This is a genomic window from Streptomyces sp. MA5143a (genome assembly GCF_900290235.1).
GTDB lineage: Bacteria > Actinomycetota > Actinomycetes > Streptomycetales > Streptomycetaceae > Streptomyces.
On sequence record NZ_OLMK01000032.1, the window covers coordinates 1 to 25,981 of the forward strand.

At 71.3% G+C, this 25,981-nt stretch carries 30 protein-coding genes; 16 read left to right on the forward strand and 14 right to left on the reverse strand.

Annotated elements, in window-relative coordinates:
* Positions 1-29: 29 nt before the first annotated feature.
* Positions 30-863 (reverse strand): SDR family NAD(P)-dependent oxidoreductase, encoded by an 834-nt coding sequence (locus SMA5143A_RS16205; RefSeq protein WP_181361881.1) that lies wholly within the window; start codon positions 861-863, stop codon positions 30-32.
* A gap of 277 nt (positions 864-1,140) precedes the next feature.
* Here SMA5143A_RS16205 and SMA5143A_RS16210 point away from each other — a divergent pair, with 277 nt between their 5' ends.
* Both SMA5143A_RS16210 and SMA5143A_RS16215 read left to right on the forward strand, forming a co-directional pair.
* Positions 1,141-1,560: an ATP-binding protein gene (locus SMA5143A_RS16210; protein ID WP_107463625.1), complete on the forward strand. Its 420-nt coding sequence runs from the start codon at positions 1,141-1,143 to the stop codon at positions 1,558-1,560.
* A complete protein-coding gene (locus tag SMA5143A_RS16215) occupies positions 1,557-2,108 on the forward strand; it encodes a DUF6624 domain-containing protein (protein WP_107463626.1) in 552 nt (183 codons plus the stop codon). The genes SMA5143A_RS16210 and SMA5143A_RS16215 overlap by 4 nt, the downstream gene beginning before the upstream one ends.
* A 48-nt stretch (positions 2,109-2,156) precedes the next feature.
* On the opposite strand, the gene SMA5143A_RS16220 is transcribed toward SMA5143A_RS16215, so the two are convergent.
* Complete coding sequence (locus tag SMA5143A_RS16220) at positions 2,157-3,377, reverse strand: FAD-dependent monooxygenase (protein ID WP_107463627.1); 1,221 nt, start codon at positions 3,375-3,377, stop codon at positions 2,157-2,159.
* On the reverse strand, positions 3,377-4,771 hold the full coding sequence (locus SMA5143A_RS16225) for an MFS transporter (RefSeq protein ID WP_107463628.1): 1,395 nt from the start codon (positions 4,769-4,771) through the stop codon (positions 3,377-3,379). Before SMA5143A_RS16225 ends, SMA5143A_RS16220 begins: the two co-directional genes overlap by 1 nt.
* 101 nt (positions 4,772-4,872) lie before the next feature.
* On the opposite strand from SMA5143A_RS16225, the gene SMA5143A_RS16230 reads away from it, so the two are divergent.
* From SMA5143A_RS16230 to SMA5143A_RS16240, 3 genes are all read left to right on the forward strand, one after another.
* Positions 4,873-5,505, forward strand: coding sequence for a TetR/AcrR family transcriptional regulator (locus SMA5143A_RS16230; RefSeq protein ID WP_107463629.1), 633 nt, complete (start codon positions 4,873-4,875; stop codon positions 5,503-5,505).
* Positions 5,506-5,619: 114 nt separating this feature from the next.
* The gene (locus SMA5143A_RS16235) at positions 5,620-6,054 is read left to right on the forward strand and encodes a VOC family protein (RefSeq protein WP_107463630.1); all 435 of its coding nucleotides are present in this window, start codon (positions 5,620-5,622) and stop codon (positions 6,052-6,054) included.
* A gap of 53 nt (positions 6,055-6,107) precedes the next feature.
* Positions 6,108-6,641, forward strand: coding sequence for a GNAT family N-acetyltransferase (locus SMA5143A_RS16240; RefSeq protein ID WP_107463631.1), 534 nt, complete (start codon positions 6,108-6,110; stop codon positions 6,639-6,641).
* A 51-nt stretch (positions 6,642-6,692) separates the two neighbouring features.
* Here SMA5143A_RS16240 and mraY read toward each other — a convergent pair whose 3' ends face one another.
* Positions 6,693-7,760 carry a phospho-N-acetylmuramoyl-pentapeptide-transferase gene (gene mraY / locus SMA5143A_RS16245; protein ID WP_107463632.1) on the reverse strand — a complete coding sequence of 356 codons (1,068 nt, stop codon included), beginning with the start codon at positions 7,758-7,760 and terminating at the stop codon, positions 6,693-6,695.
* A 312-nt stretch (positions 7,761-8,072) separates the two neighbouring features.
* On the opposite strand from mraY, the gene SMA5143A_RS16250 reads away from it, so the two are divergent.
* Positions 8,073-8,573, forward strand: coding sequence for a hypothetical protein (locus tag SMA5143A_RS16250; RefSeq protein ID WP_107463633.1), 501 nt, complete (start codon positions 8,073-8,075; stop codon positions 8,571-8,573).
* Between the two features lie 131 nt (positions 8,574-8,704).
* On the opposite strand, the gene SMA5143A_RS16255 is transcribed toward SMA5143A_RS16250, so the two are convergent.
* From SMA5143A_RS16255 to SMA5143A_RS16265, 3 genes are all read right to left on the reverse strand, one after another.
* Complete coding sequence (locus SMA5143A_RS16255; RefSeq protein WP_107463634.1) at positions 8,705-9,673, reverse strand: aldo/keto reductase; 969 nt, start codon at positions 9,671-9,673, stop codon at positions 8,705-8,707.
* A 52-nt stretch (positions 9,674-9,725) separates the two neighbouring features.
* The gene (locus SMA5143A_RS16260) at positions 9,726-11,042 is read right to left on the reverse strand and encodes an MFS transporter (protein ID WP_181361886.1); all 1,317 of its coding nucleotides are present in this window, start codon (positions 11,040-11,042) and stop codon (positions 9,726-9,728) included.
* A 154-nt stretch (positions 11,043-11,196) separates the two neighbouring features.
* The gene (locus tag SMA5143A_RS16265) at positions 11,197-11,802 is read right to left on the reverse strand and encodes a LysE/ArgO family amino acid transporter (RefSeq protein WP_375136495.1); all 606 of its coding nucleotides are present in this window, start codon (positions 11,800-11,802) and stop codon (positions 11,197-11,199) included.
* 78 nt (positions 11,803-11,880) lie between these two features.
* Between SMA5143A_RS16265 and SMA5143A_RS16270 the strand changes: the two genes are divergently transcribed.
* On the forward strand, positions 11,881-12,792 hold the full coding sequence (locus SMA5143A_RS16270) for a LysR family transcriptional regulator ArgP (RefSeq protein WP_107463637.1): 912 nt from the start codon (positions 11,881-11,883) through the stop codon (positions 12,790-12,792).
* A 42-nt stretch (positions 12,793-12,834) separates the two neighbouring features.
* Here SMA5143A_RS16270 and SMA5143A_RS16275 read toward each other — a convergent pair whose 3' ends face one another.
* Entirely contained in the window at positions 12,835-13,506 is a 672-nt protein-coding gene (locus SMA5143A_RS16275) for an NUDIX domain-containing protein (RefSeq protein ID WP_107463638.1), read from the reverse strand.
* Positions 13,507-13,607: 101 nt separating this feature from the next.
* On the opposite strand from SMA5143A_RS16275, the gene SMA5143A_RS16280 reads away from it, so the two are divergent.
* On the forward strand, positions 13,608-14,282 hold the full coding sequence (locus SMA5143A_RS16280; RefSeq protein ID WP_107463639.1) for an AIM24 family protein: 675 nt from the start codon (positions 13,608-13,610) through the stop codon (positions 14,280-14,282).
* Positions 14,283-14,363: 81 nt separating this feature from the next.
* Positions 14,364-14,990, forward strand: a complete 627-nt coding sequence (locus tag SMA5143A_RS16285) for an alpha-ketoglutarate-dependent dioxygenase AlkB (protein WP_107463640.1) — start codon at positions 14,364-14,366, stop codon at positions 14,988-14,990.
* A gap of 140 nt (positions 14,991-15,130) precedes the next feature.
* Here the strand turns inward: SMA5143A_RS16285 and SMA5143A_RS16290 are convergent, their stop codons facing one another.
* Complete coding sequence (locus SMA5143A_RS16290) at positions 15,131-16,342, reverse strand: FAD-dependent monooxygenase (RefSeq protein WP_181361882.1); 1,212 nt, start codon at positions 16,340-16,342, stop codon at positions 15,131-15,133.
* Positions 16,343-16,680: 338 nt separating this feature from the next.
* Between SMA5143A_RS16290 and melC1 the strand changes: the two genes are divergently transcribed.
* Entirely contained in the window at positions 16,681-17,049 is a 369-nt protein-coding gene (gene melC1, locus SMA5143A_RS16295) for an apotyrosinase chaperone MelC1 (RefSeq protein WP_107463642.1), read from the forward strand.
* Positions 17,050-17,101: 52 nt separating this feature from the next.
* Positions 17,102-17,929, forward strand: coding sequence for a tyrosinase MelC2 (gene melC2 / locus SMA5143A_RS16300; protein ID WP_107463643.1), 828 nt, complete (start codon positions 17,102-17,104; stop codon positions 17,927-17,929).
* Positions 17,930-17,933: 4 nt separating this feature from the next.
* Here melC2 and SMA5143A_RS16305 read toward each other — a convergent pair whose 3' ends face one another.
* Positions 17,934-18,656 carry a ribonuclease H family protein gene (locus tag SMA5143A_RS16305; RefSeq protein ID WP_107463644.1) on the reverse strand — a complete coding sequence of 241 codons (723 nt, stop codon included), beginning with the start codon at positions 18,654-18,656 and terminating at the stop codon, positions 17,934-17,936.
* A 64-nt stretch (positions 18,657-18,720) separates the two neighbouring features.
* Positions 18,721-19,527, reverse strand: coding sequence for a VOC family protein (locus SMA5143A_RS16310; protein WP_107463645.1), 807 nt, complete (start codon positions 19,525-19,527; stop codon positions 18,721-18,723).
* A gap of 206 nt (positions 19,528-19,733) precedes the next feature.
* Between SMA5143A_RS16310 and SMA5143A_RS16315 the strand changes: the two genes are divergently transcribed.
* The 3 genes from SMA5143A_RS16315 (at position 19,734) to SMA5143A_RS16325 (ending at position 22,076) form a co-directional block, all read left to right on the forward strand.
* Positions 19,734-20,171 carry a hypothetical protein gene (locus tag SMA5143A_RS16315; protein ID WP_107463646.1) on the forward strand — a complete coding sequence of 146 codons (438 nt, stop codon included), beginning with the start codon at positions 19,734-19,736 and terminating at the stop codon, positions 20,169-20,171.
* A 188-nt stretch (positions 20,172-20,359) separates the two neighbouring features.
* Positions 20,360-21,034, forward strand: a complete 675-nt coding sequence (locus SMA5143A_RS16320; RefSeq protein ID WP_107463647.1) for a DUF3105 domain-containing protein — start codon at positions 20,360-20,362, stop codon at positions 21,032-21,034.
* 121 nt (positions 21,035-21,155) lie between these two features.
* Positions 21,156-22,076, forward strand: coding sequence for a hypothetical protein (locus SMA5143A_RS16325; protein ID WP_107463648.1), 921 nt, complete (start codon positions 21,156-21,158; stop codon positions 22,074-22,076).
* Between the two features lie 62 nt (positions 22,077-22,138).
* Here SMA5143A_RS16325 and SMA5143A_RS16330 read toward each other — a convergent pair whose 3' ends face one another.
* Together SMA5143A_RS16330 and SMA5143A_RS16335 are read right to left on the reverse strand one after the other, a co-directional pair.
* Positions 22,139-23,143 (reverse strand): TerC family protein, encoded by a 1,005-nt coding sequence (locus SMA5143A_RS16330; RefSeq protein ID WP_107463649.1) that lies wholly within the window; start codon positions 23,141-23,143, stop codon positions 22,139-22,141.
* Positions 23,144-23,309: 166 nt separating this feature from the next.
* Positions 23,310-23,792 (reverse strand): VOC family protein, encoded by a 483-nt coding sequence (locus SMA5143A_RS16335; protein ID WP_107463650.1) that lies wholly within the window; start codon positions 23,790-23,792, stop codon positions 23,310-23,312.
* Positions 23,793-24,013: 221 nt separating this feature from the next.
* On the opposite strand from SMA5143A_RS16335, the gene SMA5143A_RS16340 reads away from it, so the two are divergent.
* A complete protein-coding gene (locus tag SMA5143A_RS16340) occupies positions 24,014-24,670 on the forward strand; it encodes an ATP-dependent Clp protease proteolytic subunit (RefSeq protein WP_107463651.1) in 657 nt (218 codons plus the stop codon).
* Positions 24,670-25,266 (forward strand): ClpP family protease, encoded by a 597-nt coding sequence (locus SMA5143A_RS16345; protein ID WP_107463652.1) that lies wholly within the window; start codon positions 24,670-24,672, stop codon positions 25,264-25,266. Before SMA5143A_RS16340 ends, SMA5143A_RS16345 begins: the two co-directional genes overlap by 1 nt.
* A 71-nt stretch (positions 25,267-25,337) precedes the next feature.
* Here the strand turns inward: SMA5143A_RS16345 and SMA5143A_RS16350 are convergent, their stop codons facing one another.
* Entirely contained in the window at positions 25,338-25,838 is a 501-nt protein-coding gene (locus SMA5143A_RS16350) for a helix-turn-helix domain-containing protein (RefSeq protein WP_107463653.1), read from the reverse strand.
* Positions 25,839-25,981: the final 143 nt, after the last annotated feature.

Sequence of the window (25,981 nt, forward strand, 5' to 3'; positions counted from 1 at the left end):
GGCAGACGACGCTACTTTCGCAACGCGCCCTAGTAGCCGTCCGGTGAGGGCGCGTTCTGGGCGCGGTCCACGGGCAGGTGGGCGCCGGAGACACCGCTCGCCCAGTCCGACAGCAGGAAGATGACCGTACGGGCCACCTCGTGCGGGGTGACGGGCCTGCCGCCCGGCAGCTCCGCGCCCACGAACCGGTCGTACGCTCCCGGGTCCTCCCTGCGCAGCCGGTCCCAGCGGCGGCCGGGGATCAGCATGGAACCCGGTGACACCGCGTTGACCCGGATGGCGTCGGGGCCCAGCTCACGGGCGAGGGAGGCGGCCAGATGGATCTGGGCGCTCTTGGCCGCCCCGTACTGCGCGGGCCGTCCCGGTTTCCAGCCGGAGATCGAGCTGATGAGCACGACCGAGCCGCCGCCCGCGGCCCTCAGATGCGGCAGCGCGGCACGTACGAGGCGTACCGTGTGCCCGACGTTCAGGTCCCAGGTCGCCGCCCAGTCGGCGGCGCCCGCCTCCTCGAAACCGCCGCCATGCGAACCGCCGACGCAGGCCACGACGCCATCGAGGGTGCCGAAACGTTTCGCCGAGGCGGTGACGAAGTCCTCCAGTCTGCCCGGCTCGGTCACGTCCAGGTCCTCGGTGAGCAGACGGACCCGTTCCTCGCCCGGCAGGGACGCGTCCAGCGCCGCCAGGCCCGCCTTCCCCCGTGCGCAGGTCGCCACCCGGGCACCCTCGGCCAGCAGCAGCCGTACGATGCCCTCCCCCAGGCCGCGGCTGCCGCCGGTGACCACGACCCGCTTGCCCCGCATGCCGGGCCACCCCGCACGGACGGACCGCTCCGCGTGGCACGGTCCCTCGTCGACGTTCCTCATGGTGGCGAAGATATACAGCCCGCGTCACTACCCGCCCGCACCTGCACAACCCTTCCACCACCTGGTGTTTCGTGTGTCCGGTGCTGTTGTCTTCGACAACAGCACCGGCGGTCCGCCAGCGGCCGCCCCGAGCATCGAGGAGGACCCCGATGACGGCCGTCCGTGTCCGCGCACCCCGCCGACGGACCCCTGCCGCACCGGCACACGACCCCGGCTGGAGCGTCCGTGACGTCCCGTCCGGCGGGGCTCCCGCAGGGGCGGACGCGGTGATGCTGCCTTGATCTCGCTCAAGAGGTCCCGGCTCGTCCGTCTCGCGGTGCCCGCGCGCCCCTCGTGCGCCGCCGGGGTGCGGCGTACGGTGGCCGCGCATCTCGCACGCTGGGACCTGTCCTCGATCGCCGACGACGCCGTGCTCGCCACGGACGAACTGTTCGCGAACGCGGTCCGGCACGCGAGCGCCGGGCCCGCCGACACCATCGCCGTCACCCTCGAATACTCCGATCGCGCGTTACGGGTGACGCTCGCCGACCCCTCGCCCGCACAGCCCCGGCCCAGAGCGGTGGACGGCACCGCCGAGTCGGGGCGCGGGCTCGCCATCGTCGCCGCGCTGGCCGACGACTGGGGCACCGATCCACCGGACGCGGACGACGTGGGCAAGCGCGTGTGGTTCTCGCTCGCCGTGCGGGAGCCGACATGAGAGACGCAACGGCCAGGAAAGGCACCCCCCTCGTCGCCGTCCCCCCGCAGCGGGTCCTGGCCGCCGAGTTGGTCCGCAGGGCCGAGGACGAGCGGCGACTGGCGAACGAGGCCCGGTCCGCCCCGACCGTCCGGGCCCCTACCCGTATCACCGAGTGCCGGGCCGGGAACGCGGACGCCCTCCACGCGATCGTCGCCCGCCATGGCTGGCCCACCGCCGCCCTCGTCGGCGAGCCGGCCTCGACGGCCGCCCTGATGATCCTGCTGCACTCCCCCGACCTGGGCTTCCAGCTCACCTGCCGTGACCTGATCGCCGAAGCCGTCGCGGACGGCCGCTGCCCGGCCGTGCACCACGCCTATATCGCCGACCACTGCGCGGTCGAGCTGAGCCAGCCGCAGTTCTACGGCACCCGCATCGATCCCGGCACGCTGTTCCCGTACCCGATCCGCCACCCGGAGACGGTCGACGAACGCCGCCGCGACGTGGGGCTCGGCCCTCTGGCGGACCATCTGCGGGCGGTGCGGTTGGGGGCGAGCGGGGCGGGGTAGCGCAGTCCTGCGGATCGGCCGGTGTCCGTCCGCGCCCCTATCGGACGTTCACGTCACGCTCGTCCTCGCGGGCAGGGTGAGGGCCGAGTGGGCGGGTCGCCCTCCCCCGGAGGGTTCCGCGGCGAGTGCGCGCAGCATGTCGTTGCGCCGTGCCAACGCCTCGGCCGTGGTCGGGAAGAGGGTGGCGTCGCCCTCGCCGATCTGGTTCTGGTTGACGGCCACGAAGTCTCGGGTGGTCTGTTCGTAAGCGGTGAAGCTCGCGGCGTGGTCCCGGCCGGACAGGGAAGCGGCGAGCATGTACGCGCCGACCAGTGCGAGGCTGGTGCCCTGCCCGGTGAGGAACGAGGGCGCGTACGCGGCGTCGCCCACCAGCGCGACCCTGCCGCTGGTCCAGCTGGGCATACGGATCTGGCCGACCCCGTCGAAGTACAGGTCGTCCGCGGCGCGCAGGGCGGTGAGGAGGTCCGGGACCCGCCATCCCGCGTCGGCGAAGACCCGGGCGACCAGGTCCCGTTGGGCCCGCGCGTCCCGGAACAGGTCGAAGGGCGGTTCCGGGCGGGCGAAGGCCAGCAGGGCGTGCACCTCGCGGGCGTCGCCCGCGGCGTAGAGCGCGGCCGCCCGGCCCGGGGTGTTCCACAGTACGGTCTCGTGGGAGAGCCCGAAGGTGTCGCGCAGGGTGAACCCGGCGAAGCAGTACCCGAGGTAGTGGTGGAACCGTTCCTCGGGGCCGAACAGGAGCGCGCGGGTACGGGAGTGCAGACCGTCCGCGCCGAACACCAAGTCGAAGGTACGCCCGCTGCCGCGGCGGAAGGTGACGTCGACCCCGTCGCCGGTCTGGACGAGGGTGTCGATGGCGTCCTCGTACAGGAACTCCACGTCGTCCCGGACCACCGCGTGGAGCACGTCGGTCAGGTCGCCGCGCGGCACCTCCAGATCCCGTCCCGCGACCCCTCCGGTGAGCGTGTGCGGGTCGACGCAGGCCACCTCGCTGCCGTCCCCGTCGAGGAAGGTCAGGCGGCGCAGGTCGACGTGCGCGTCCCGCAGCCGCGGCAGGACTCCCATCCTCCGGACGACCTCGACGGCGGTGCCGCGTACGTCGACGGGGTAGCCGCCGCGACGGGGTGTGGCCGCCTTCTCGACCAAGGTGACATGTGAGCCCTGGCGGCTCAGCCAGTACGCGAGGGTGAGCCCGGCGACGCCGGCCCCGGAGACGAGGACGTGGCGGGGCGGCGTGGAGCGGGTCCTTCGCAACCGATCGGCGGGGGGCATCACTTGACTCCTTCGTTCATGGTGCGGGTGAGCAGGAGGGACAGCGCGGTCACGGCGCCCGCGACGACGAAGCCGGTGGCGAAGGCCGATTCGGCGGGGACGTGCGACCCGGCGGGGGTCCCGGCCGTGAGGAGCGCACCGCTGAGCTGCACACCGACGGCGAAGCCGATCACCCGGGTCACGAGGACCAGGCCGGTGGCGATGCCGGTGTCGCCGTGTTCGACGGAGGTGGCGGTGCCGGTCACCAGCGCCGTGACGCACAGGCCGTTGGCCAGCGCGATCAACGCCTTGCCGAGGACGAGGTGCCAGATCGCGGTGTGCACGGCCGCCAGGGTGATCAGGGCGGCGGCCATCAGGACGATCCCGGTGGTGACCACGGGGCGGGTGCCGAAACGCCGCGTCCCGATCCCGCCGAGCGGCCCGGCGAGGGACGCGGCCAGGGCGCCGGGCAGCAGGAAGAACCCGGTCTCGGTGGCGCCGGCCCCGAAGCCGTACGCGTCGGCGGGCACCGCGAACAACTGTGGGACCAGGTAGACGGCGGCCGACGTACCGACGCAGATCACGAACGTCAGCACGCACGACTTCCACACCTCGGGCCGTGCCAGCATGCGCAGGTCGACCATCGGTGCGGCCGCACGACGCTCGACGGCCGTCCATCCGGTCGCGAGGGCGGCCAGCACCACGACGAGGGCGCCGACCATGAGGGGTTGGGAGCCGATGTCGGGTGCCGTCGCGAGGACGAGCATGAGCGTGACCAGAGTCCCGCTGAGGAGGACCAGGCCGGGCCAGTCGATGGGGGCGCCGCCCGAACGAGCCGGCGGATCACGCGGTATGAGCCCGTTCACCAGGACCGTGGCGCCGATGACCGCGATCGTCGGCAGCGCGAACATCCAGTGGCGCGACAGCCCTTCCGCGACGGGACCGGCCGACAGCGTTCCGGCCATCCCGCCCGCGACGAACAGTCCGCTGACCGTCCCCATGGCCACCTTCGACCCGCCCGCGGGGAGATGGTCGCGCACCAGGATGAACGACAGGGGCAGCGCGCCCACCATCGCGCCTTGCAGCACCTGACCGAGCAGCAGCACCGGCAGGTTGGGGGCGAGGGCGGACACCAGGCCACCGACGGACACCACCGCCATCAGCCGGACCAGGACCCGTTTACCGCCGTGGCGGTCACCCCACGTGCCGGCGACCGGGGTGACGAGCGCGCCGGTGATCAGCAGCACGATGCTGAGCAAGGCCCCCTCGGCGGGGCTCATCGCGAGTTCGCGTTGCAGGAGCGGGAGCGTCGGCGTCACCACCGACTCCAGGGCACCGGCGGCGACCGCCAGTGCGCCGAGGGCACCCACAGCGGCCCTCCCGATACGGGCCGGGGGAGCGAGAGTCGCGGTCATGGACGTCCTTTCCGTCGAAGCCGGGCGGCGAGGGAACGGTCGTACGTGTGCAGCTCACAACTACACTACACCGTGCAGTGTAGAACCGTTAGGATGTGGTCATGCCGACCACGAAGACCCTGCGTGAGGGGTCCACGCCCAAGCGGGCGGCCATCCTCACGGCCGCCCGGGAACTGTTCCTCGCCGACGGCTTCGACCGGTCGAGCGTCGACGCCGTCGCCGCCCGGGCCGGGGTCTCCAAGCGGACGGTGTACGACTACTTCGGCGACAAGCGGACGCTGCTCCAGGCGGTCGTCGACGCCGTCGGCCAGTCGCTGATCACCACGATCCGCGGCACCCTCGACGAGACCCTCACCGACCGCACCGGGGACGCCGACCTCGAGGACGCCCTGGTCGCGTTCTCGATGCGCATCGCGACCGATATGCTCGGCTCGGCGGAGTACGCGACGCTGCAACGCCTGGTCCGGGCGGAGTCCGGCCATCTGCCGCACCCCGGCTACAACTCCATGGCCGACACTCCCGACGAGGCGCTCGCCGAGCGGTTCGCCGCCTTCGGCGCGGCCGGGCTGCTCGACGTCCCCGATCCCCGCCTCGCGGCCGACCAGTTCATCGCGCTGACCTTCGGTGTCGCGCTGGACCGGCTCGGTTCCGCGAACGCGGCGCAGGACGACCGCGTCCGGCCGCTGGTGGTGGAGGGGGTCCGGACGTTCCTGCGGGCCTACCGCCCCAGGTAGACGGAGGTCCGGCGTGGCCGAGCGGTGGGCTGCGGCGTCGGCGCGCGCCCCTTCCGGTCGCATCCCCGCCGAATTCCCTTCGCGCGTCCGCGCGGCAGGCGTTATGGTGCGCCGATGTCCTCGATCAAGAAGTTCCAAGTCACCTTCGACTGCGCCGATCCCGAGCGTCTCGCCCGCTTCTGGTGCGAGGTGCTGGGGTACGTCGTACCGCCGCCGCCGGAGGGATTCGCGACCTGGGACGCGTACGATCGCTCGCTGCCGCCCGAGCGACAGGGCGAGGGGTTCGCGTGCGGCGATCCCACGGGTGTGGGCCCCCGTCTGTACTTCCAGCGCGTCCCCGAGGGCAAGGTCGTCAAGAACCGGGTGCATCTGGACGTGCGGATCGGCACCGGGCTCGTGGGCGACGAACGCCTGGCCGCCCTGGAAGCCGAGTGCACGCGGCTGGTCGCGCTCGGCGCGGTCCGCGAGCGTCTGCTGCGGGCCGACGGGGTCTACGAGTCGTGCATCGTCATGCGGGACATCGAGGGCAACGAGTTCTGTCTCGACTGAGCCCCGCCGAAAATCGCTCGCTGCACGGCCCGGGATCCCCTTAGGTTGGCCCGATGTCCGAACTGCTAACCGAACGACTCCTGTTGCGCGCGTGGCGGGAGTCCGATCTCGCCCCCTGGGCGGCCATGAACGCCGATCCCGAGGTGCGCGCGCACTTTCCGCAGCTGCTCACGAGAGGGCAGAGCGACGCGTCCGTCGCCCGGTTCCAGGCCGATCTCGACCGGCGGGGCTGGGGATGGTGGGCCGTGGAGGTGCGCGCCACCGGGGAGTTCATCGGGTTCACCGGGCTGGATCCGGTGGAGGACGGCATGCCGTTCACCGGCGTGGAGGCGGGCTGGCGCCTCACGCGTACTGCGTGGGGGCACGGCTATGCCACGGAGGCGGCCCGTGCCGCTGTGGACTTCGGCTTCCGGCGTCTCGACCTCGACGAGATCCTCGCGGTGACGGTGGCGACCAACCTTCGCTCGCAAGCGGTGATGCGCCGCATCGGCATGACCCATGACCCGGCCGACGACTTCGACGACCCGAGCGTGCCGGAGGGCCCGCTGCGCAGGGGCGTGGTCTACCGGCTGGGGCGGGCAGCGTAACCGCCGGGCAGTCGACGCAACTCGCCGCACCCCGGCCGATCAGCCGGTCGATCAGCCGGCCGCCCAGCCCGTGTAGAAGAGGCCGAGGCCGACGATCACGCAGATGCCCTGGATGGTCCAGAAGCGGACGACCACCAGGACCTCGGACCAGCCCTTGAGTTCGAAGTGGTGTTGCAGCGGGGCCATCCGGAAGACCCGTCGGCCGGTCAGCTTGAACGAACCGACCTGGATGATCACGGACAGGGTGATCAGGACGAAGAGTCCGCCGAGCACCACGAGCAGCAGCTCGGTGCGGGAGCAGATGGCGAGGCCCGCGAGCGCGCCGCCGAGGGCGAGCGACCCAGTGTCACCCATGAAGATCTTGGCCGGTGAGGTGTTCCACCACAGGAACCCGAAGCAGGCGCCCATCAGCGCGGCGGCGACGACGGCCAGGTCGAGCGGATCGCGGACCTCTATGCAGGAGGCTGGGTTGGTGAGTTCCATGGCGTTGGCGCAGGAGTTCTGGAACTGCCACAGACCGATGAAGGTGTAGCCGCCGAAGACCATGACGGACGCGCCGGTCGCCAGTCCGTCCAGTCCGTCGGTGAGGTTCACGCCGTTCGACATGGCGAGGATCATGAACAGTGCCCAGACGACGAACAGGACCGGCCCGATGGTCCAGCCGAAGTCCGTGACGAAGGACAGCTTGAGCGAGGCGGGCGTCTGGCCCCGCTCGTCCGCGAACCGGATGGCCAGCACGGCGAAGACGATGCCGACGATCAACTGACCGGCCATCTTCGCCCCGGCCCGCAGCCCCAGGGAACGCCGCTTTACGATCTTGATGTAGTCGTCAAGGAAGCCGACGACGCCCATGCCCGCCATCAGGAACAGCACCAGGACACCGGGGTAGGTGGGGCTCTCTCCCGTGAGGATCTTGGTCAGGGCGTAGGCGACCATGGTGGCCAGGATGAAGGCGATGCCGCCCATGGTCGGGGTGCCGCGCTTGCTGGCGTGCTCGCGGGGGCCGTCGTCGCGGATGTACTGGCCGTATCCCTTGCGGGCCAGCAGCTTGATCAGCAGGGGTGTGCCGATGAGCGTCAGGAACAGGCCTATGGCCCCGGCGTACAGGATCTGGTTCATGGGTCGGCGGTCTCCCCCTCGGCCTCACTCTGGTCGGCGACGGCCTCGTCGGACTCGCGGGCTGTCACGGACGACACCCTATGTCGACGCTCGATCTTGGCCCGACGGCGGGTAGTTGACCACGAGGGCCTGGCCCTCGCAGGCCGTCGCCACGGGCGGCGCCGAGGGTCGACGACCGCAGACCGGGTCGGCCGACGGACCGTTGTGACCCGCCGTCCGCCTGCGCGTCCCACGGCGACGCGCGTGATCCGCCGTCAGCGCACGGCGGAATCGGCTTGGGGCGCCGGTCGTGAAGCTGAGAGACTGCACGCCATGGCCTCGCTCACTCCCGCACGCGCCCTGCTGATGCTGACCACCGGGCTGACCTGTCTGCTCATGGCGGGCGGCGCCCTCATCGGCGCACTGCTCGGCGGTGGCCTCGTCGCGCTGGGCGCGGCGGTGTGCGCGGGTCTCGTGGGCATGGTGGGGGCGCTCATCGTGCGGCGGCGGACAATGGCGCACTTCGCCATGGCACAGCGTCAGGCGGGGCAGCGGGGATACGCCGAGGGGATCGCGCACGGGGTGCTCATCCATGTGACCGCGTACGAGGCCGCGGTCTTCCCCCGAACCGGGCCGTTCGGGGTCACCGCCGAGGAGCGTGAGGCCCGGCGCACGATCGCCTACCGGATGGCCGCCCTGGACGAGGTGCCGCAGCGGGTGCGGCTGGCCGCTGCGGACGCCCTCGCCCTGCTGGACAAGACCGACCGGGAAGGCGCCGAGGAGGCGCTGACCCGGCTCGCCACGACCGTGCGCCAGGAGTACACCCGCCCCTGACCCGCGCTCGGGGCGGGCGCCCGCACACCGGTCCCCGACATGCGCGCGCCGCCCCCGGCGTCCGCGCACCGGTCCCGGCCCGTCCGGCGCGCGGACCCCGCACCTGCGTCTCGCCCAGGGGTGGGTGGGGCTCAGTGGCCGCTGATCGCGCGGGGCGTGTAGGGCCGCTCCAGTTCCTCGATCTCCTTCTCGGTGAGGATGATGTCGAGGGCGGACACCGCGTCGTCGAGGTGGTGGGGCTTGGTGGCGCCGACGACGGGGGCCGTGACGGTGGGCCGGCTCAGCAGCCAGGCGAGGGCGATTCGGGCACGGGGGACGCCGCGCTCGCCGGCGATGCGGGTGACCGCGTCGACGATCTCACGGTCACCCTCCTGGTAGAGGGTCCGGCCGAAGTCGTCGGCCTCGGTGCGTTCGGTGACGGTGCCCCAGTCGCGGGTGAGACGGCCGCGGGCGAGCGGGCTCCAGGGCAGCGTGGCCACGCTCTGGTCCTCGCACAGCGGCAGCATCTCCCGCTCCTCCTCGCGGTAGAGGAGGTTGTAGTGGTTCTGCATCGACACGAACCGGGTCCAGCCGTTCGTCCGGGCCGTGTACTGCATCTTCGAGAACTGCCACGCGTACATGGAACTCGCGCCGATGTAGCGGGCCTTGCCCGCCTTCACCACGTCGTGCAGGGCCTCCATCGTCTCCTCGACCGGGGTGTTCGGGTCGAAGCGGTGGATCTGGTAGAGGTCCACGTAGTCGGTGCCGAGGCGGCTCAGGCTGTTGTCGATCTCCGTCATGATCGCCTTGCGGGACAGGCCCCAGGCGTTGGGGCCCTGGTGCATGGCGCCGTTGACCTTGGTGGCGATCACGATCTCGTCGCGCCGCGCGAACTCGGCGAGGGCGGTGCCGACGATCTCCTCGCTGGTGCCGTCGGAGTAGATGTTCGCCGTGTCGAAGAAGTTCAGCCCGGCGTCCAGCGCCCGGCGGATCAGCGGGCGGGACGCCTCCTCGTCCAGCGTCCACTCGTGCGTGCCTCGATCGGGGAGCCCGAAACTCATGCATCCCACGCAGATCCGGGACACGTCCAGACCCGTCGAACCGAGCTTCACGTACTCCATCGTCCGTACTCCTGCCTGTGGGGTGTGCGCCTGAGGGGCAGCGTACGCAGGATCAGGGTCGCTCCTCCCCCGATATTCGGTAGCGCCGCAGGGCCGGGGTGACCGTCGCGAGGAGCAGGACGGCGGCGACGACCAGCAGGCCGCCGCCCGCCACGGCCGTACGGGCGCCGAAGGCCGAACCGGCGGTGCCGTGCAGGACGTCGGCGAGGCGGGGGCCGCCGGCCACGACCACGGTGAAGACGCCCTGCATGCGGCCGCGCATCTCGTCGGTGGCGGCGGACAGCAGGATGGCGCCGCGGAACACCATGGACACCATGTCCGCGACACCGGCGGCGACGAGGAACGCCACGGCGACCCACAGGCTGGTGCTCAGCCCGAACCCGGTGATGGCCGCGCCCCAGGCCAGGACGGCGAGGATGACCATCAGACCGTGCCGGGAGGAACGGGAGAAGGTGCCGGAGGTCAGCCCGCCGAGGACGGCCCCGATCGGGATGGCGGCGAACAGCAGACCGAGGGCCAGACCTTCGCCGTAGGGGGCGTAGGTGGTGTCGGCGAGCTGCGGGAACAGGGCGCGGGGCATACCGAGGACCATCGCGATGATGTCGGCGAGGAACGACAGCAGCAGCACCTTGTGCAGGGCGATGTAGCGGAAACCGGCGGCGACCTCACGCCAGCCGGCGCGCCGCGTGGTGGAGGAGTCCAGGGGCGGCAGTGCGGGCAGCTTGTAAACCGCCCACAGGGTGACGCACAGGGCGAGGGCGTCGATCAGATACAGCTCGGCCAGGCCGATCACCGGGATGAGGGCGCCGGCGAGCAGCGGGCCCGCCACCAGACCGAGTTGCATCACGGTCGAGCCGAGGGCGCCCGCGGCGGCCAGTTCACCGGCGGGGACGAGACGGGCGATGGAGGCGTTGCGGGCGGGTGAGTTGAGGCCGAAGAACGCCTGCTGGACGGCGAGGAGCACCATCAGCACCCACACCGACGCGAGGCCGGTGACGGCCTGGACCCAGAACAGCACCGACGTGACGGCGATCCCGGTGTTGGTGACCAGGAGCAGGGTGCGGCGGTCCACGCTGTCGGCGACGGCGCCGCCCCACAGCGCGAAGATCACCATGGGGAGGAGTCCGGCGAGGCTCGCGTAGCCGACCCAGGCCGAGGAGCCGGTGATGTCGTAGATCTGCTTGGGCACGGCGACGGCGGTCAGCTGGCTGCCGACGGCCGTGACGACGGTGGAGGACCACAGACGCCGGTAGGCGGGGCGGCGCAGCGGGCGGGTGTCCATCGCGAAGCGGCGCCAGCCGCCGCGGGGCGCGGCCCCGGAGTCGCCCTCCGGGGCGGTGTCGTCGCCGGTGCTCTTGGTGGTGTCCACGCGCATCCCGTTGCTCGATACATCTTTTGATACGGGGCACCACTATCGCGGAGATCACCACCGTCGGGACAGCCGGTTTCGCCGCCGTCTCACATGCTGTCGTCGCGGCCCCGCCCGCCGGTCCCGCCCGCGCCGGTGCGCTCCGCTCCCCCGCTCACGCCCCGACGATCAGCATGCCGCCGAGGACGAGCATGGTGACGGCGACCAGGCCGTCGAGGGCGCGCCATGCCTCGGGGCGGGACAGGTAGCGGCTGAGCAGGCGGGCGCCGAACCCGAGGGCGGCGAACCAGCACAGGCTCGCCAGGGCCGCGCCGATGCCGAAGGTCCAGCGCAGGGGGCCGCGGTCGGCGGCGATGGAGCCGACCAGGAAGACGGTGTCGAGGTAGACGTGCGGGTTCAGCCAGGTCAGCGCCAGACAGGTGAGGACGGCCCGGCGTACCGAGCCGGCCGTTCCGCTGCCGGCCCGCAGCGCCTCCCCGGCGGGCCTGAGGGCGCGTCGTGCGGCGAGGACGCCGTACACGAGGAGGAAACCGCCGCCGACGAGGGCGACCACGGTGAGGACGGCCGGCCAGGCGACGACCACGGCGCCGACCCCGGCGACGCCGAGCGCGATCAGCGCCGCGTCGGACAGGGCACAGATCGCCACGACCGGGAGCACCGCGTCCCGGTGCAGCCCTTGGCGCAGGACGAAGGCGTTCTGGGCGCCGATGGCGACGATGAGGGAGAGGCCGGTGCCGAAGCCGGCGCTGAGGGCGGTCATTTCGCTGATCACGGGGTCGACGCTAGGAAACCCCGAGCCATTCGTACAGCTAAAGATTCTTACCTATCATTAGCATCCATGATGTCCCAGCTTCCGCTCGATCTCGTCCGGACCCTGCTGGCCGTGGTGGACGAGGGCACGTTCGACGCCGCGGCGGGCGCGCTGCATGTGACGCCGTCGGCGGTCAGCCAGCGGGTCAAGGCCCTGGAGCAGCGGGTGGGCCGGGTCCTGCTGATCCGGGAGAAGCCGGTGCGGCCCACCGAGTCGGGCGAGGTGATCGTGCGGTTCGCCCGCCAGCTGTCCCGGCTGGAGCACGACGCGCACACCGCGCTCGGCATGACGGGCGCCGGGGAGGCGACCCGGGTGTCGATCGCGGTGAACGCGGACTCGCTGGCCACCTGGTTCCTGCCCGCCCTGACCCGGGTGCCGGAGGAGCTGCGGCCCTGTTACGAGTTGCTGCGCGAGGACGAGCAGCACACGGCCCGGCTGCTGCGCGAGGGGCTGGTGATGGCCGCGGTCACCTCGGCGCCGGACGCCGTGGCCGGCTGTTCCGTGCGGGCCCTCGGGCGGATGCGGTATCTGCCCGTCGCGGCTCCTGCCTTCGCCCGGCGGTGGTTCGGCGTCGGATCCCAGGTGCCGCTGGAGGAGGCGATCGTCGACGCGCCGGTGGTGTTCTTCGACCGGCGGGACGAGTTCCAGGACGCCTTCGTACGGCGGCTGACCGGGGGCCGCCCGGCCTCGGCGCGACGGCACTACGTGCCGACGTCGGAGGGTTTCGTCGACGCGGTGGTCGGCGGGATGGGCTGGGGCATGGTGCCCGCCACCCAGGCGGAGCCGCTGCTCGCGGCGGGACGACTGGTCGGCCTCGCCCCCGAGCGGGCCATGGACGCCCCGCTGTTCTGGCAGCAGTGGAAGCTGGACTCCCCGGCGCTGACCGCGGTCGCCGAGGCGGTCGCCGCCGAGGCCGCCGAGGCGCTGGAGGGCGCCTGACGGCCACGGCGCCCATGTACGAGGCCAGCGCGTCGAGGGGGATCACGTCCTGAACGGGCCCTCCAGCGCCGCCCATTGCAGCAGCATGATGGTCTTGGCGTCGGCGATCTCCCCGCTGCGGATCATCTCCAGGGCGCGCCGGAAGGGCAGTTCGACGAGTTCGATGTCCTCGCCCTCCTCGTCGAGGCCGCCGCCCTCGTGGGTGCGGGTCGAGGGGCTGTACGGGGCGGCGAAGAAGCCGATCCGCTCGGTGACGGAGCCGGGGCTCATATAGACGTCGAAGACGTGCTGGATGTCGCCGATCGTGTGCCCCGTCTCCTCGACGACCTCACGGCGCACGGCGACCTCGGGATGCTCGTCCTCCTCGTCGAGCAGACCGCCCGGCGTCTCCACGAGCATGCCGTCGGTGTGGCCGTTGACGTACACGGGATAGCGGAACTGGCGGGTGAGGAGGACGGTTTCGCGTGCGGTGTCGTAGAGCAGGACGGTGGCGCCGTTGCCCCGGTCGTGCGTCTCGCGTTCCTGGGTGCTCCAGGTGCCGTCGGCGTGCTGGAACTCGAAGGTGGTGGTGCGCTCCACGTACCAGTGGCAGGACAGCAGTTTCACGTCCCGCACCCTGACCCGCGGGTTGCCGGTGAGGTCGAGGCCCGTGTGGTCGAGTCCGGTGCGGCCCCGCCGGTCGGGGATGTCGACGCCGACGTTCTTGTTGGTCATGCCCGCTTTTACCATTCCGCTCCGGACGGTGCCAGGCGCCTCAATCCCCCTGCTCCGCGCGTCGCTTGGCGGAATCCGGGGCTCCGGGCCAGCATGCCGGTATGAAGAGCGATCTTTTCTCCAACGAGCACATGGTCCAGCCGGCGCACGCGCCGGGGATGAGTGTGCAGAACGCCAAGTCCATCAAGTACGCCGTCAACGGTGAGATGCTCGCGCGGCAGGGCGCGATGATCGCCTTCCGGGGGAACCTGCAGTTCGAACGCAAGGGTCAGGGCGTGGGCGGCATGCTCAAGCGCGCGGTGACCGGGGAGGGGCTGCCGCTGATGGCGGTGCGGGGTCAGGGTGAGGCCTGGTTCGCGCACGAGGCGCAGAACTGCTTCATCGTCGACATCGAGCCGGGCGATGTGTTCACCGTCAACGGGCGCAACGTGCTGTGTTTCGACGCCACGCTGTCGTACGAGATCAAGACGGTGAAGGGCGCCGGCATGACCGGGGGCGGGCTGTTCAACAGCGTGTTCACCGGCCAGGGCAAGCTCGGGCTCGTCTGCGACGGCAACCCGCTCGTCATCCCGGTCTCGCCGCAGCTCCCGGTGTTCGTCGACACGGACGCGGTGGTCGGCTGGACGGCCCACCTGCACACGTCGCTGCACCGGTCCCAGTCGTTCGGCTCGATGATCCGCGGTGGCTCCGGGGAGGCCGTGCAGCTGAAGCTGGAGGGCGAGGGATTCGTGGTCGTGCGGCCCAGCGAGGTGACGGCGCAGACCCAGCAGCACTGAGCGGAGTCGGGGAGAGAGCCGGGCCACCAGGCATCCGCCGGTGATCGAACAGAGTTTCTATTGCCGAGGTAGGCTGCTGGTATGGCCATGCACCTCCAGGGCTCCCTCTTCGACCAGTCCGACGACCTTCGCCTCGGCCCTCTCGAAGGGCTGAGCCGGCGCGAGCTGGGCGCCGGGGCCTGGGTCGACCTGCTGCCCGGCTGGCTCACCGGGGCCGACGCGCTGTTCACCCGGCTCGCCGAGGAGGTGCCCTGGCGGGCCGAGCGGCGGCAGATGTACGAGCAGGTCGTCGACGTACCCCGGCTGCTCTCCTTCTACGGCGTCGACGACCCGCTGCCGCACCCCGTCCTGGAGGAGGCCAGGGACACGCTCTCGGCGCACTACGCCGAGGAGCTGGGCGAGCCGTTCGCCACGGCGGGGCTGTGCTACTACCGCGACGGCCGGGACAGCGTGGCCTGGCACGGCGACCGGATCGGGCGGGGCGCCCGCGAGGACACGATGGTGGCCATCCTGTCCGTGGGCGACCCCCGCGATCTGGCGCTGCGGCCGCACGGCGGCGGGGAGGCGCTGCGCTTCCCGCTGGGGCACGGCGACCTGATCGTGATGGGCGGTTCCTGTCAGCGCACCTGGGACCACGCGATCCCGAAGTCGACCCGGGCGGTGGGGCCGCGCATCAGCGTCCAGTTCCGGCCGCGGGGCGTTCACTAGTGCTGTGACCGGAAAGGTTCGCCGGCTCGCGACGCCGCGAGCTTCCTGGCAAACCTTTCCGGTCACAGCACTAGCCCAGACGCCACGCGGCCCGTCGGCGCCCTGGAGAGAGACGCCCCTGTGCGACCTCGCCGGGATGGCTACTTGCGGGTCGCGAGCGCGCGGGACTGGGAGGTTCGTGCCAGCTTCGGGCCCAGCCAGCGCTTGAGGCGGCGCAACGCCTCCAGCCGGCCGGCGGCGCGGTCGAGACGGTAGTAGAGCTGCGGCGGAACGTACGGCAGCAGCGGGGAGTGCCGCTGACCGAGCAGGGCGAACATCTGCTCCGGGGGGAGGTGGATGTAGCGCGGGAGGTTCTCGTACCACTGGGCGCTGTAGCGGGCCGCGCTCTGGAGCCGGAGGAGGTCGGCCTTGCGCCGGCGCTCGTACGCGGCGAGCGCGGCCTCCTTGTCCGGCCGCTCCCCGAGTTCCCGCGCCAGGCGGATGGCGTCCTCCAGAGCGAGGGTGGTGCCGGCGCCGATGGAGTAGTGGGTGGTGTGGGCGGCGTCGCCGAGCAGGACGATGTCGCCGTGGCGCCAGGTGCGGTTGGTCAGGGTGCGGAAGGTGAGCCACTGGGCGGCGCCGTCGCCCTTCTCCCGGCCGATCAGCGGATGCCCGTCGAGGATGTCGGCGAAGATCTTCTCCAACTGGGCCAGGCCGTCCGCCTCATTCATGGCGTCCATGCCGAGACCGGCGAGCGTCCGGGGGGAGCACTCGATGACGCAGGTGCTCTGCTCGCCGCTGAACGGGTAGCCGTAGGCCCAGATCCAGCCGTGGTCGGTCTCCTGGAACGAGAACGTGAACGAGTCGAAGACCTTGGTGGTGCCGAGCCAGATGTAGACGTTGCGGCCGAGGGCGATGTCACTGCCGAACCGGTCGGCGTACCGCTCGCGCACCGCGCTGTTGACGCCGTCGCCCGCCACCACGAGGTCGGCGTCGGGCAGGTCGTCGGCGGTGACCTCGTGCTCGTACTCCACGCGCACCCCCAGGGACCGGGCGCGTTCGGCGAGCAGTTCGAGCAGTCGGTGCCGGCCGATGCCGAAGCCCTCGTCGCCGGGCTGGACCGTCGTGCGGTCGCGGACGTGGGCCACTCCGCTGGTCCAGCTGACGGAGTTCTCGCTGATGGCGAGTGCCGTCTCGGGGTCTCCTTCACGGAGCTTGTCCAGTAGCTCGGACCAGTAGGTCACGCCCCAGCCGTAGGTGGACCCGGCGGAGTTCCGTTCGTGGACGGTGATGTCGTGGGACGGGTCCTGACGCTTCATCAGGATCGAGAAGTACAGGCCTGCGGGTCCTCCGCCGACGCACGCGATCTTCACGCACACTCCCATTTCGCCACACAAAGCGATCAATTGACCACGAAGAGTAGCAGTGCGGGGACCGTCCGGGTTCGCGCCACTTTGCGCGGGTGACCCCGGCCACGACGATCACGCCCCCGCCGCAAGATCATCGGCGGCGAGCGCCCTCTCGGGCGGAATATCTCCCTCCGCACCCGTTCGGGAGCCCTTCACGGCAAGATCATCTTCGTTCAACCTTGTACGACATGTGCTTAATTGTCCGGATCGTAGCCAACCGACTTTCCATGATTTCTCCGATGATCCACTCGGTCGATAGGCATGACGGGTCAACGCAGTCCCCCTTCTCAGGAGGTATCCGCATGCCTGAAATCACCCGTCGTCGCGTCCTCGGGGCCGGAGCCGGAGCCGCCGTCGCGGCGGCTGTGACGGCCGGTGTCTCCGCGCCGGCCGCGATCGCCGACGACCACGGCCACCACGGCGGGCCCGAGTCCTTCGACGAGGTCTACCGGGGCCGCCGGATCCAGGGCAGGGCGACCGCGGGCGGCGGCCACCACCACGGCGCCGGCTACGCCGTGTTCGTCGACGGGGTCGAGCTGCACGTGATGCGGAACGCCGACGGCAGCTGGATCAGCGTCGTCAGCCACTACTCCCCCGTGCCGACCCCGCGCGCCGCCGCGCGCGCCGCGGTCGATGAACTCCAGGGCGCCCGTCTCGTCCCCTTCAACTGACCCCGCCCGCACCACCACGAGCACCACCAGCACCACGAGGAGCCGCGCACCCATGACCATACGCAAGAACCAGGCCGCCCTGACCGCCGACGAGAAGCGACGCCTCGTCGCCGCGCTGATCGAACTGAAGCGCTCCGGCCGCTACGACGCCTTCGTCACGACGCACAACGCGTTCATCCTCGGCGACACCGACAACGGCGAGCGGACGGGCCACCGCTCACCGTCCTTCCTGCCCTGGCACCGCAGATTCCTGCTCGAGTTCGAGCGGGCCCTGCAGTCCGTGGACCCGACGGTCGCCCTGCCCTACTGGGACTGGACGACGGACCGCACACCGCGTGCCTCGCTCTGGGCGCCGGACTTCCTCGGCGGCACCGGCCGCAGCCGTGACGGACAGGTGATGGACGGGCCGTTCGCCGCGTCCACCGGGAACTGGCCGATCAATGTGCGCATCGACGGACGCGCCTTTCTGCGCCGCGCCCTCGGGAGCGCGGTGCGGCAGCTGCCGACGCGGGCCGAGGTGGAGTCCGTCCTCGCGATGCCGACGTACGACATGGCGCCCTGGAACAGCGCGTCGGACGGGTTCCGCAACCATCTGGAGGGCTGGCGGGGCGTCAACCTCCACAACCGCGTGCACGTCTGGGTGGGCGGCCAGATGGGCACCGGGGTCTCCCCCAACGACCCGGTCTTCTGGATGCACCACGCCTACATCGACAAGCTGTGGGCGGAGTGGCAGCGCCGCCACCCGGGCTCGACGTACCTGCCGGCGGCCGGCACCCCGAACGTGGTGGATCTCGACGAGACCATGAAGCCCTGGAACGACACGACCCCGGCGGCGCTGCTCGACCACACCCCGCACTACACGTTCGACACGGTCGGCTGACCGGCTAGCCGGCTTCGGTCCGCTCCGTCGTACGGCACTCCGGGTGGCCCCAGCCCTGGTCGTTCTTGGCGATGGACTCGCCCGCGGCGTAGGAGCGGCCGCAGACGCAGCGGCCGGGGAACTTGGCCTTGATCGTGCGGGACGAGGGCGAGGAGGCCCCGGCCCTGCCGCCGGCCTTGCCGGGCCTCTTCTTCGCCGGGGCCCGGCGGGCGGGGACCGTGTCGGGTGCGGCCGGGGGCTCCGGGGAGCCCAGTTCGCTGCCCGCGGGCTCCTGGACGGTGGCCGCCTGGCTCGCCGCGCGGTCGGCGAAGTCGTTGAGGCGGTCGCCGTCGACCTGATGGGCGGGGACGTAGCGGAACTCGACCGTGCGGCCGGCGAGCAGTTCGTCGATACGGACGACGAGCTCCTGGTTGGCGACCGGCTTGCCGGCGGCGGTCCGCCAGCCGTTGCGCTTCCAGCCGGGCAGCCAGGTGTTGACCGCCTTCATCGCGTACTGGGAGTCCATCCGGATCTCGATCGGGACGTCCGGGTCGGTGGCGGCCAACAGCCGCTCCAACGCCGTCAGTTCGGCGATGTTGTTGGTGGCCCTGCCCAGCGGGCCGGCCTCCCAGCGGGAGGGGATCTCGTCGTCCTCCGCCACCACCCAGGCCCAGCCCGCTGGTCCGGGGTTTCCCTTGGACGCTCCGTCACAGGCGGCCACAACACGTTCCGGCATGGCGTCGATCATGCCATGCGCGGGGGTGCGGTCCCGTCCACGGGCCCCGCTCCCCCGCCCCTGCCGTGCGATCGGCTCAGTCCACGGCGCTCAGCTTCGGCATCTCGCCCTGGGTGTTGGTGACGTCGATCACCGAGAACGAGGCGCCCTGCGGGTCACTGAGCGCCGCGAAGCGGCCGAAGGGGGTGTCCATCGGGCCGAAGCGCAGGACGCCGCCCAGCTTGGTGGCCCTGGCGACCGCGTCGTCGCAGTCGGCGACGGTAAAGTAGACGTTGATGTACGACGGGACCTCGGGCGGGAAGTCGTCGGTCATCTTCATCCGGCCGATCAGCGGCTCCTCCCCCAGGTCGAAGACCCGGAAGTCCATACCGGGCTCGTCGGGGGCCTCCATCTGCCGGGCCCGGTAGCCGAAGACCGCCGGGAAGAAGGCGTCGGACTTCTCCACGTCACGGGTGAAGATCTCGGCCCAGGCGTAGGCGCCGGGCACACCCATCGCCTCGAAGCCCTCGTGGAGGCCCGCCTGCCAGACGCCGAAGACGACACCTTCCGGGGACCGGGCGAGGAGCATGGAGCCGAAGTCGCCGACCTGCATCGGGTCCATCAGCAGTTCGCCGCCGTGTTCACGGATCCTGGCGCCGGTGGCGTGCACGTCGGAGGAGGCGAAGTACAGGCACCAGGCGGACTGGCCCTCCTGGCCGGGCATCGGCGGGACGACCGCGGCCACCGCCTTGCCGCCCGCGTACGCCTGCGTGTAGTTGCCGTACTCGGAGGACGACTCGCCGAACGTCCAGCCCAGGACGTCGCCGTAGAAACTCTTGGCCCCCTCGATGTCGCCGAACATCGCGTCGGCCCAGCAGGGGACTCCCTCGGGACGTGCGGCCATGGCTGCCACTCTCCTCGGTTCGACAGGTGGTCTCCGCGGGTCTCACGCTAGCCAGGGGCCGCTCGGCTCGCGCGCCGAACGGGACAGACCGCATGAAATCGCTCCGCCGGCGAGCGAGAGCGCCGGGGCGGAACCACGGCTGTGGGTCTTCTGATAATTTCGGCGACGCTCGCACTCCTGTTCACTCGACTCATCAGGTGCGCCCCATGCCCGGCCGACCGTTCCGACGTACGGCGATGCCGTGCGCCCGCGACCGGTGGGCGTACGCCGTGGTCGTCGTCTCGCTGGCGCTGGCCGCGTTCGTGCTGTCCTGTGTGGGCCCGCCTCCCGGTGAGGGGGCGCGGAGGGCCGGTCCCCCCTTCACGGGGCCGGTGTTCTCCGGCGCGGCGACGGCGGGAGCGTCCGTCGTGGCGGCACGGGCCGACCAAGCGGAGCACGACCCGTGCGAAGAGGGACCCGGACACGACTGCCACTCGTCCGACCCACGGGCCGTTCTCGGCCACGCGCCGCTGCCGGGCGCCGACCACAGCACCGTGCCCTGGCAGCCCGCCGCCGAGCCCGCCGTGTCGGCGCTCGACCCGGCCCGGGCACCCGGCCGGGCCCGCCCGCCCGACCTCCACGTCCTGCAGTTGCTCCGGGTTTAGGGCCTGTCGTCCGGATCACGCCTGGGCCGCGGGGCTTGGCACGCACATCTGCGGCATCAAGGTGCCCCAGCCCGCAGCCGGCGTGATCCAAACGGCAGGCCCTGGGCCGCCGCACCGCACCCGAGACACCGAAGACGACTCGCAGCACCGCCTGCCCCGGGAGGGCACGGCGGGGAGAGGGACATCCCGTGGCCACATCCAAGGCGAAGGCCGGCAAGAACCCCAAGGGCAACAAGGAGAGCGGCAAGAGCAGGGAGGCGGCGCGCCGCGCCCGCGTCGAGGAGATACGCAAGGCCGAGCAGGCCCGTGAGCGGCGGATGCGTCTGCTCACGCTCGGCGTCACCACGGTGATCCTCGCCGGGCTCGTCGGCGGCGGCTGGTTCCTGATCGACGCCGCGCAGGACAAGGAAGAGGCGAAGGCCGCGCCGGTCGACGGCGTGAAGAGCTGGTCGAAGCTCACCCAGAACCACGTCACCGGGACCGTCGACTACAAGATGAGCCCGCCGGTGGGCGGTGACCACAACCAGGTGTGGGTGAACTGCGACAAGCAGGTATACACCAAGGCCGTGCCGAACGAGAACGCGGTGCACGGGCTGGAGCACGGCGCGGTGTGGGTGACGTACAACGACAAGGCGGCGAAGGCGGACGTCGAGTCGCTGTCCGACCTCGTGAAGAAGACGTCGTACACCTTCATGAGCCCGTACGAGGACCAGTCGTCGCCGATCGTGCTGAGCGCCTGGGAACACCAGCTGAAGGTGGACAAGGCGTCCGACCCGCGGGTGCAGAAGTTCCTCGACAAGTACGTGCAGGGCGAGCAGACGCCGGAGCCGGGGGCCGCGTGCTCGGGCGGTATGACGCCGTGAGGTGAGCGTGCGGGGGCGTCCGGGCGCGCCGGGCGCCCTCGTGGCCGGTGAAGGGCTTCCCCCCGGTGCCGGGCTGTGCTTGCCTGGTGAGCCGTTTCGGTGGCCGGGGCGGGAGTCGCGCATGCGCAAGCCGTGGATGGTGGCAGTGGCGGGGGCGGTGCTGTCCGCACTGCTGCTCGGCGGGTGCGGGGATCCGCAGGCGCCCCCGGACGAGGCGCCCTCGGCGCCCTCCGCCCCCGACGCGTCGCCGACCACACGGCAGCGGGCGGCCACCGCCTCCCCGGGCGCGCCCGCCGAGAAGCCCGCGCCCGAGGTGCTGTACCTCGGGGACTCGATCGCCACGGAGAACCAGAAGGTCCTCGGCGGCCTGCTGAAGGACGAACTGGACGCCCGGTACACGGCCGTCCCCTACTCCGGTACCACGCTGTGCGACTACCTGGAGGGCACCGCCGACCGATCGCTCGTGCCGGCCGCCGACAAGGCGGCGGCGCTGGTGCGACGGCTGCGCCCGGACTACGTCGTGCTGCAGTTCTGGGGCAACGCGTGGGACTACACGCCGTGCATGGACGGCGTCACCTACGGCGGGGACCGCGCCGAGTACTTCTCCCGCTACGCGGCCGCGGCCGAGCGCCTCACCGACCAGATCGCGGGGGCGGGCGGCACGCGTCGGCCGACGATCGTGTGGGTGCTCCAGGGACCGGATCCGATGACCCCGGACCGGGTCCGCCGGGTGAACGCGCTGTACGAGAGGCAGGCCGGTGCCTCCGGTGACCTCGTCGCCGACGCGGGCAAGGCCGTGAGCCCGGCGTCCGGGCGCTACACATGGGCGCAGTACCTGCCGTGCACCGTGTACGAGCGCGCGCACGACGGCTACTGCACCCAGCCCGATCGGGACCGCACGGCCGTCCACCACGACAAGGACCTGCTGCACTTCTGCCTGGCCCCGACGACGTCGAAGCCGCGGCCGTGTCCGGTGCGCTCCCCCGGGGTCACACGGATGGCCCGCGAGATCACCCGGGCCATCGCCGAGGCACGGTCCTAGCGCGGGCGCCGGGCTGGTCCTGACCCGGGCGGGGTCCGTTGCTCGGACCTGACGGGTGCTGCTCAGACCTGCTGGGAGGCCGGCTCGGGGTCGGGGTCGGGGTCCTCGTCGGCGGGCAGGGCGTTCCGTTGGTTCCGCGTCGCCCACAGGCTCGTCGCGGTCGTCACGCCGAGGACCAGGACGATGAACCCGAGGGAGAAGGGGATCGAGATCTCGGGGACGTGGACGCCGGACTCGTGCAGCGCGTGCAGGACGAGTTTGACGCCGATGAAGCCGAGGATGATCGACAGACCGTAGGAGAGGTGGACCAGCTTCTTCAGGAGGCCGCCGATGAGGAAGTACAGCTGGCGCAGTCCCATCAGGGCGAAGGCGTTGGCCGTGAAGACGATGTACGGGTCCTGGGTGAGGCCGTAGATCGCGGGGATCGAGTCGAGGGCAAAGAGGACGTCGGTGGAGCCGATCGCCAGCATGACGACGAGCATCGGCGTCATCACGCGCCTGCCGTTCTCCTCCACCCACAGCCTGGTGCCGTGATAGCGGTCGGCCACACCGAATCGCTGCTCGACGGCCTTGAGCAGCTTGTTCTCCTCGTACTCCTCGTCATGGCTGTCCTTGCGGGCGTCCTGGACGAGCTTCCAGGCGGTCCAGACGAGGAAGGCGCCGAAGAGGTAGAAGACCCACGAGAAGCTGGAGATGATCGCCGCGCCGGCCGCGATGAACACGGCGCGGAGCACCAGCGCCATGAGGACGCCGATCATCAGGACGCGCTGCTGGTACTGCGAGGGCACCGCGAACTTCGCCATGATCAGGACGAAGACGAAGAGGTTGTCGACGCTCAGCGACTTCTCGGTGATGAACCCCGCGAAGAACTCCCCGGCGGGTTTCCCACCGCCGAAGGCCAGTAGACCGAGGCCGAACGCGACAGCCAGGGCGACCCAGACGGCCGACCAGATCCCGGCTTCCTTGATCGACACGTCGTGGGGTTTGCGGCCGATGAAGAAGTCGACGGCGACCAGCACGCACAGGGCCACGACGGTGAGCAACCAGGTGCTGAGGGAGACGTTCACTGTTCCTCCGGTGACGGATGGTGCACAGGAAAGCCTCATCGGGCCCCTTGATCGCCGCTACCCGGAGTAAGTAAAGAAACAGCGAAGATGTGGTGGGTGCCCCCACCCTGGTGCGCGCCCTTCCGGGAGGACCGCGCACCAGGGTGGGGGCACCCGGCGCCGGTCGCTACTCGCCCGCGTACGCCTTCTCCAGGGCGGCGATGTCCAGCTTGCCCATCGACATCATCGCCGCGTTCGCCCGGGACGCCCGCCGCGGGTCGGGGTCGCTGATCATCTCCATGAGCCGGGTGGGGATCACCTGCCAGGACACCCCGAACCTGTCCTTGAGCCACCCGCAGGGACCCGCCTCGCCGCCACCCTCGGTCAGCTTGCTCCAGTAGTGGTCGACCTCGTCCTGGTCCGCGCAGAAGATCTGGAAGGAGATGGCCTCGGTGAACTTGTACTGGGGGCCGCCGTTGAGGGCGAGGAACCGCTGGCCGTTGGCCACGAACTCGACGGCGAGGACGGCGCCGGCCGGGAGCGGCGCGCTCTCGGGGACGTGGGTCACCCGGCCCAGCCGTGAGTTCTTGAAGATCGAGACGTAGTGGGCGGCCGCTTCCTCGGCCTGGCCGTCGAACCACAGGCAGGTGGTGAAACCGTCGCTGGACATGTGTGCCTCCTCGGGCGGGATGTGTCGTCGTTCCTGTCGACCGATCCTGATGCGGAAACTCATCGGCGGCGCGGGCACGCATCGCACTCACGCCTCGAAACCGGTACGGCTCTGCTGTCGGCGAATCTGCCGCAGGCAGAGAAAGTCCAGGTGGGAGGCGGTCTCCGGGAAGAGTGGAGGCACGCGGCCACGGTGGCCGCGTGCACTCACCTGGAGGATGCATGGCTCCCCTGATCACCGGCTGGGCCCCGTCGCTCGCCCCACGTGCGGAGGAGGGCGACACCCCGCCCTCCCGCTTCGACGACCATCTCGCCGCGCAACTGCTCGGACAGCGGATCGTGTTCCTCGGCACCCAGGTCGACGAGGTCTCCGCCAACCGGGTCTGCGCGCAGTTGCTGCTGCTGTCGGCGGAGGACCCGCGAACCGACATCAGCCTCTACGTCAACAGTCCCGGCGGTTCGGTGACGGCGGGGCTCGCCATCTACGACACGATGCGGCTGATCCCGAACGACGTGTCGACCCTCGTCATGGGCTTCGCGGCGAGCATGGGCCAGTTCCTGTTGACCGTGGGCACGCGCGGCAAGCGGTTCGCGCTGCCCAACGCGCGGATCATGATGCACCAGCCGTCGGCGGGCATCGGGGGCACCGCCGCCGACATCGAGATCCAGGCGGAGAACCTGGAGTTCACCAAGCGGGCCATCGAGCGGATCACCGCGGAGCACACCGGCCAGACCCCGGAGACGATCGCCAGGGACGGCGACCGGGACCGCTGGTTCACGGCCGAGCAGGCGAGGGAGTACGGGATGGTCGACCGGGTCGTCGCGTCGCTCGACGACGTCCGCCCGGCCTCGTCCCGACGACGGATGGGACTGCAGTGATGGGGACGTACACGATTCCGAACGTGGTGGAGCGGACCCCGCAGGGCGAGCGGTCGTACGACGTGTACAGCCGGCTGCTGTCCGAGCGGATCATCTTCCTGGGCACGGAGATCGACGACGGGGTGGCGAACGTCGTCATCGCGCAGCTGCTGCATCTGGAGTCGTCGGCGCCGGAGAGCGAGATCGCGATCTACATCAACTCGCCGGGTGGATCGTTCACTTCGCTGATGGCGATCTACGACACGATGTCGTTCGTTCGGGCGCCGATCTCGACGGTCTGCGTGGGGCAGGCGGCGTCCACGGCCGCGGTGCTGCTCGCGGGCGGGGATCCGGGGCGGCGGTATGTGCTGGAGCACGCGCGCGTGCTGCTGGGGCAGCCGGCCAGCGGGGGCAGCCGTGGAACGGTGTCGGACCTCGCCCTCCAGGCCAAGGAGATGGCGCGGATCCGGGCCCAGGTCGAGGAGGTGCTGGCCCGCCACACCCACCATGACGTGGCGGACCTGCGGGCCGACATGGACCGCGACAAGGTGTTCACGGCGGCGGAGGCGGTGGCGTACGGGCTGGCCGACGAGGTGCTGCGTCGACGGGTGGTGTGAGGGGCGGCCGGAAGGCTGCCCGTCGGCGTGAGTCCCCGCGCCCTCCGAGGAGCGCGGGGCGCGGGGGCGCTTCAGGCCACCAGGCAGAGGCCGTTGTGCGGGGAGCCGGTGGTCGTCGCGCTGCGTGTCGAGGACGTGGAGGTACGGCGGGTCACCGACGTGGGTGTACGGCGCCTCAGGGACGCGGTCGTACGGCGCGTCAGTTCGTCGCCCACGAGGGACAACAGGTCGCCGAGGTTCAGGCCGAGGGCCTGGGCGGCGGCCGCGAGGACCTCGGAGGACGCCTCCTTGCGGCCGCGCTCCACCTCCGAGAGGTACGGCATGGAGATCCGTGCCGCGTCGGCCACGTCCTTCAGGGTGCGTTCCTGGGCGCGCCGCTCGCGCCGGAGCACGTCGCCGACGAGGTCCCGCCAGAGGGGTTCCCGCACGGGCGGGGTGCCGGGGGCGGGGCTCGGTGCCGGGGCGGGGCCGGGGGCCGGGCGGGTCCGCTGCTGTTGGGGCGGGCGGGCCGTGGGGGCCGTCGCCGGGCGCAGCGGGATGACGCGGGCTTCGTTCGACGCGTGTTGGCTCACCCGTTCAGCCTAGGAGTCCTGAACGGGACGGGAAGGGCGCGGAGTTCCGCCCTCAGGGAAATCAGGGTGGGTGCCCGGCGAGATCCCGGTGTTCCGGCGGTCGGCCCTCGACGCCCCGTCCCGGACGAGTCCGTCGGCGCCGT

Excerpts from the sequence above, each read along its gene's own strand:
- SMA5143A_RS16345 (WP_107463652.1), top strand. The coding sequence starts at position 24,670 with ATGGGGACGTACACGATTCCGAACGTGGTGGAGCGGACCCCGCAGGGC.
- SMA5143A_RS16315 (WP_107463646.1), top strand. The coding sequence starts at position 19,734 with ATGCCCGGCCGACCGTTCCGACGTACGGCGATGCCGTGCGCCCGCGAC.
- SMA5143A_RS16240 (WP_107463631.1), top strand. The coding sequence starts at position 6,108 with ATGTCCGAACTGCTAACCGAACGACTCCTGTTGCGCGCGTGGCGGGAG.
- SMA5143A_RS16285 (WP_107463640.1), top strand. The coding sequence starts at position 14,364 with ATGGCCATGCACCTCCAGGGCTCCCTCTTCGACCAGTCCGACGACCTT.
- melC2 (WP_107463643.1), top strand. The coding sequence starts at position 17,102 with ATGACCATACGCAAGAACCAGGCCGCCCTGACCGCCGACGAGAAGCGA.
- SMA5143A_RS16255 (WP_107463634.1), bottom strand. The coding sequence starts at position 9,673 with ATGGAGTACGTGAAGCTCGGTTCGACGGGTCTGGACGTGTCCCGGATC.
- SMA5143A_RS16275 (WP_107463638.1), bottom strand. The coding sequence starts at position 13,506 with ATGACCAACAAGAACGTCGGCGTCGACATCCCCGACCGGCGGGGCCGC.
- melC1 (WP_107463642.1), top strand. The coding sequence starts at position 16,681 with ATGCCTGAAATCACCCGTCGTCGCGTCCTCGGGGCCGGAGCCGGAGCC.
- SMA5143A_RS16250 (WP_107463633.1), top strand. The coding sequence starts at position 8,073 with ATGGCCTCGCTCACTCCCGCACGCGCCCTGCTGATGCTGACCACCGGG.
- SMA5143A_RS16280 (WP_107463639.1), top strand. The coding sequence starts at position 13,608 with ATGAAGAGCGATCTTTTCTCCAACGAGCACATGGTCCAGCCGGCGCAC.
- SMA5143A_RS16235 (WP_107463630.1), top strand. The coding sequence starts at position 5,620 with ATGTCCTCGATCAAGAAGTTCCAAGTCACCTTCGACTGCGCCGATCCC.
- SMA5143A_RS16340 (WP_107463651.1), top strand. The coding sequence starts at position 24,014 with ATGGCTCCCCTGATCACCGGCTGGGCCCCGTCGCTCGCCCCACGTGCG.
- SMA5143A_RS16225 (WP_107463628.1), bottom strand. The coding sequence starts at position 4,771 with ATGACCGCGACTCTCGCTCCCCCGGCCCGTATCGGGAGGGCCGCTGTG.
- SMA5143A_RS16205 (WP_181361881.1), bottom strand. The coding sequence starts at position 863 with ATGAGGAACGTCGACGAGGGACCGTGCCACGCGGAGCGGTCCGTCCGT.
- SMA5143A_RS16305 (WP_107463644.1), bottom strand. The coding sequence starts at position 18,656 with ATGATCGACGCCATGCCGGAACGTGTTGTGGCCGCCTGTGACGGAGCG.
- SMA5143A_RS16265 (WP_375136495.1), bottom strand. The coding sequence starts at position 11,802 with ATGACCGCCCTCAGCGCCGGCTTCGGCACCGGCCTCTCCCTCATCGTC.
- mraY (WP_107463632.1), bottom strand. The coding sequence starts at position 7,760 with ATGAACCAGATCCTGTACGCCGGGGCCATAGGCCTGTTCCTGACGCTC.
- SMA5143A_RS16325 (WP_107463648.1), top strand. The coding sequence starts at position 21,156 with ATGCGCAAGCCGTGGATGGTGGCAGTGGCGGGGGCGGTGCTGTCCGCA.
- SMA5143A_RS16310 (WP_107463645.1), bottom strand. The coding sequence starts at position 19,527 with ATGGCCGCACGTCCCGAGGGAGTCCCCTGCTGGGCCGACGCGATGTTC.
- SMA5143A_RS16215 (WP_107463626.1), top strand. The coding sequence starts at position 1,557 with ATGAGAGACGCAACGGCCAGGAAAGGCACCCCCCTCGTCGCCGTCCCC.
- SMA5143A_RS16230 (WP_107463629.1), top strand. The coding sequence starts at position 4,873 with ATGCCGACCACGAAGACCCTGCGTGAGGGGTCCACGCCCAAGCGGGCG.
- SMA5143A_RS16335 (WP_107463650.1), bottom strand. The coding sequence starts at position 23,792 with ATGTCCAGCGACGGTTTCACCACCTGCCTGTGGTTCGACGGCCAGGCC.
- SMA5143A_RS16270 (WP_107463637.1), top strand. The coding sequence starts at position 11,881 with ATGATGTCCCAGCTTCCGCTCGATCTCGTCCGGACCCTGCTGGCCGTG.
- SMA5143A_RS16220 (WP_107463627.1), bottom strand. The coding sequence starts at position 3,377 with ATGCCCCCCGCCGATCGGTTGCGAAGGACCCGCTCCACGCCGCCCCGC.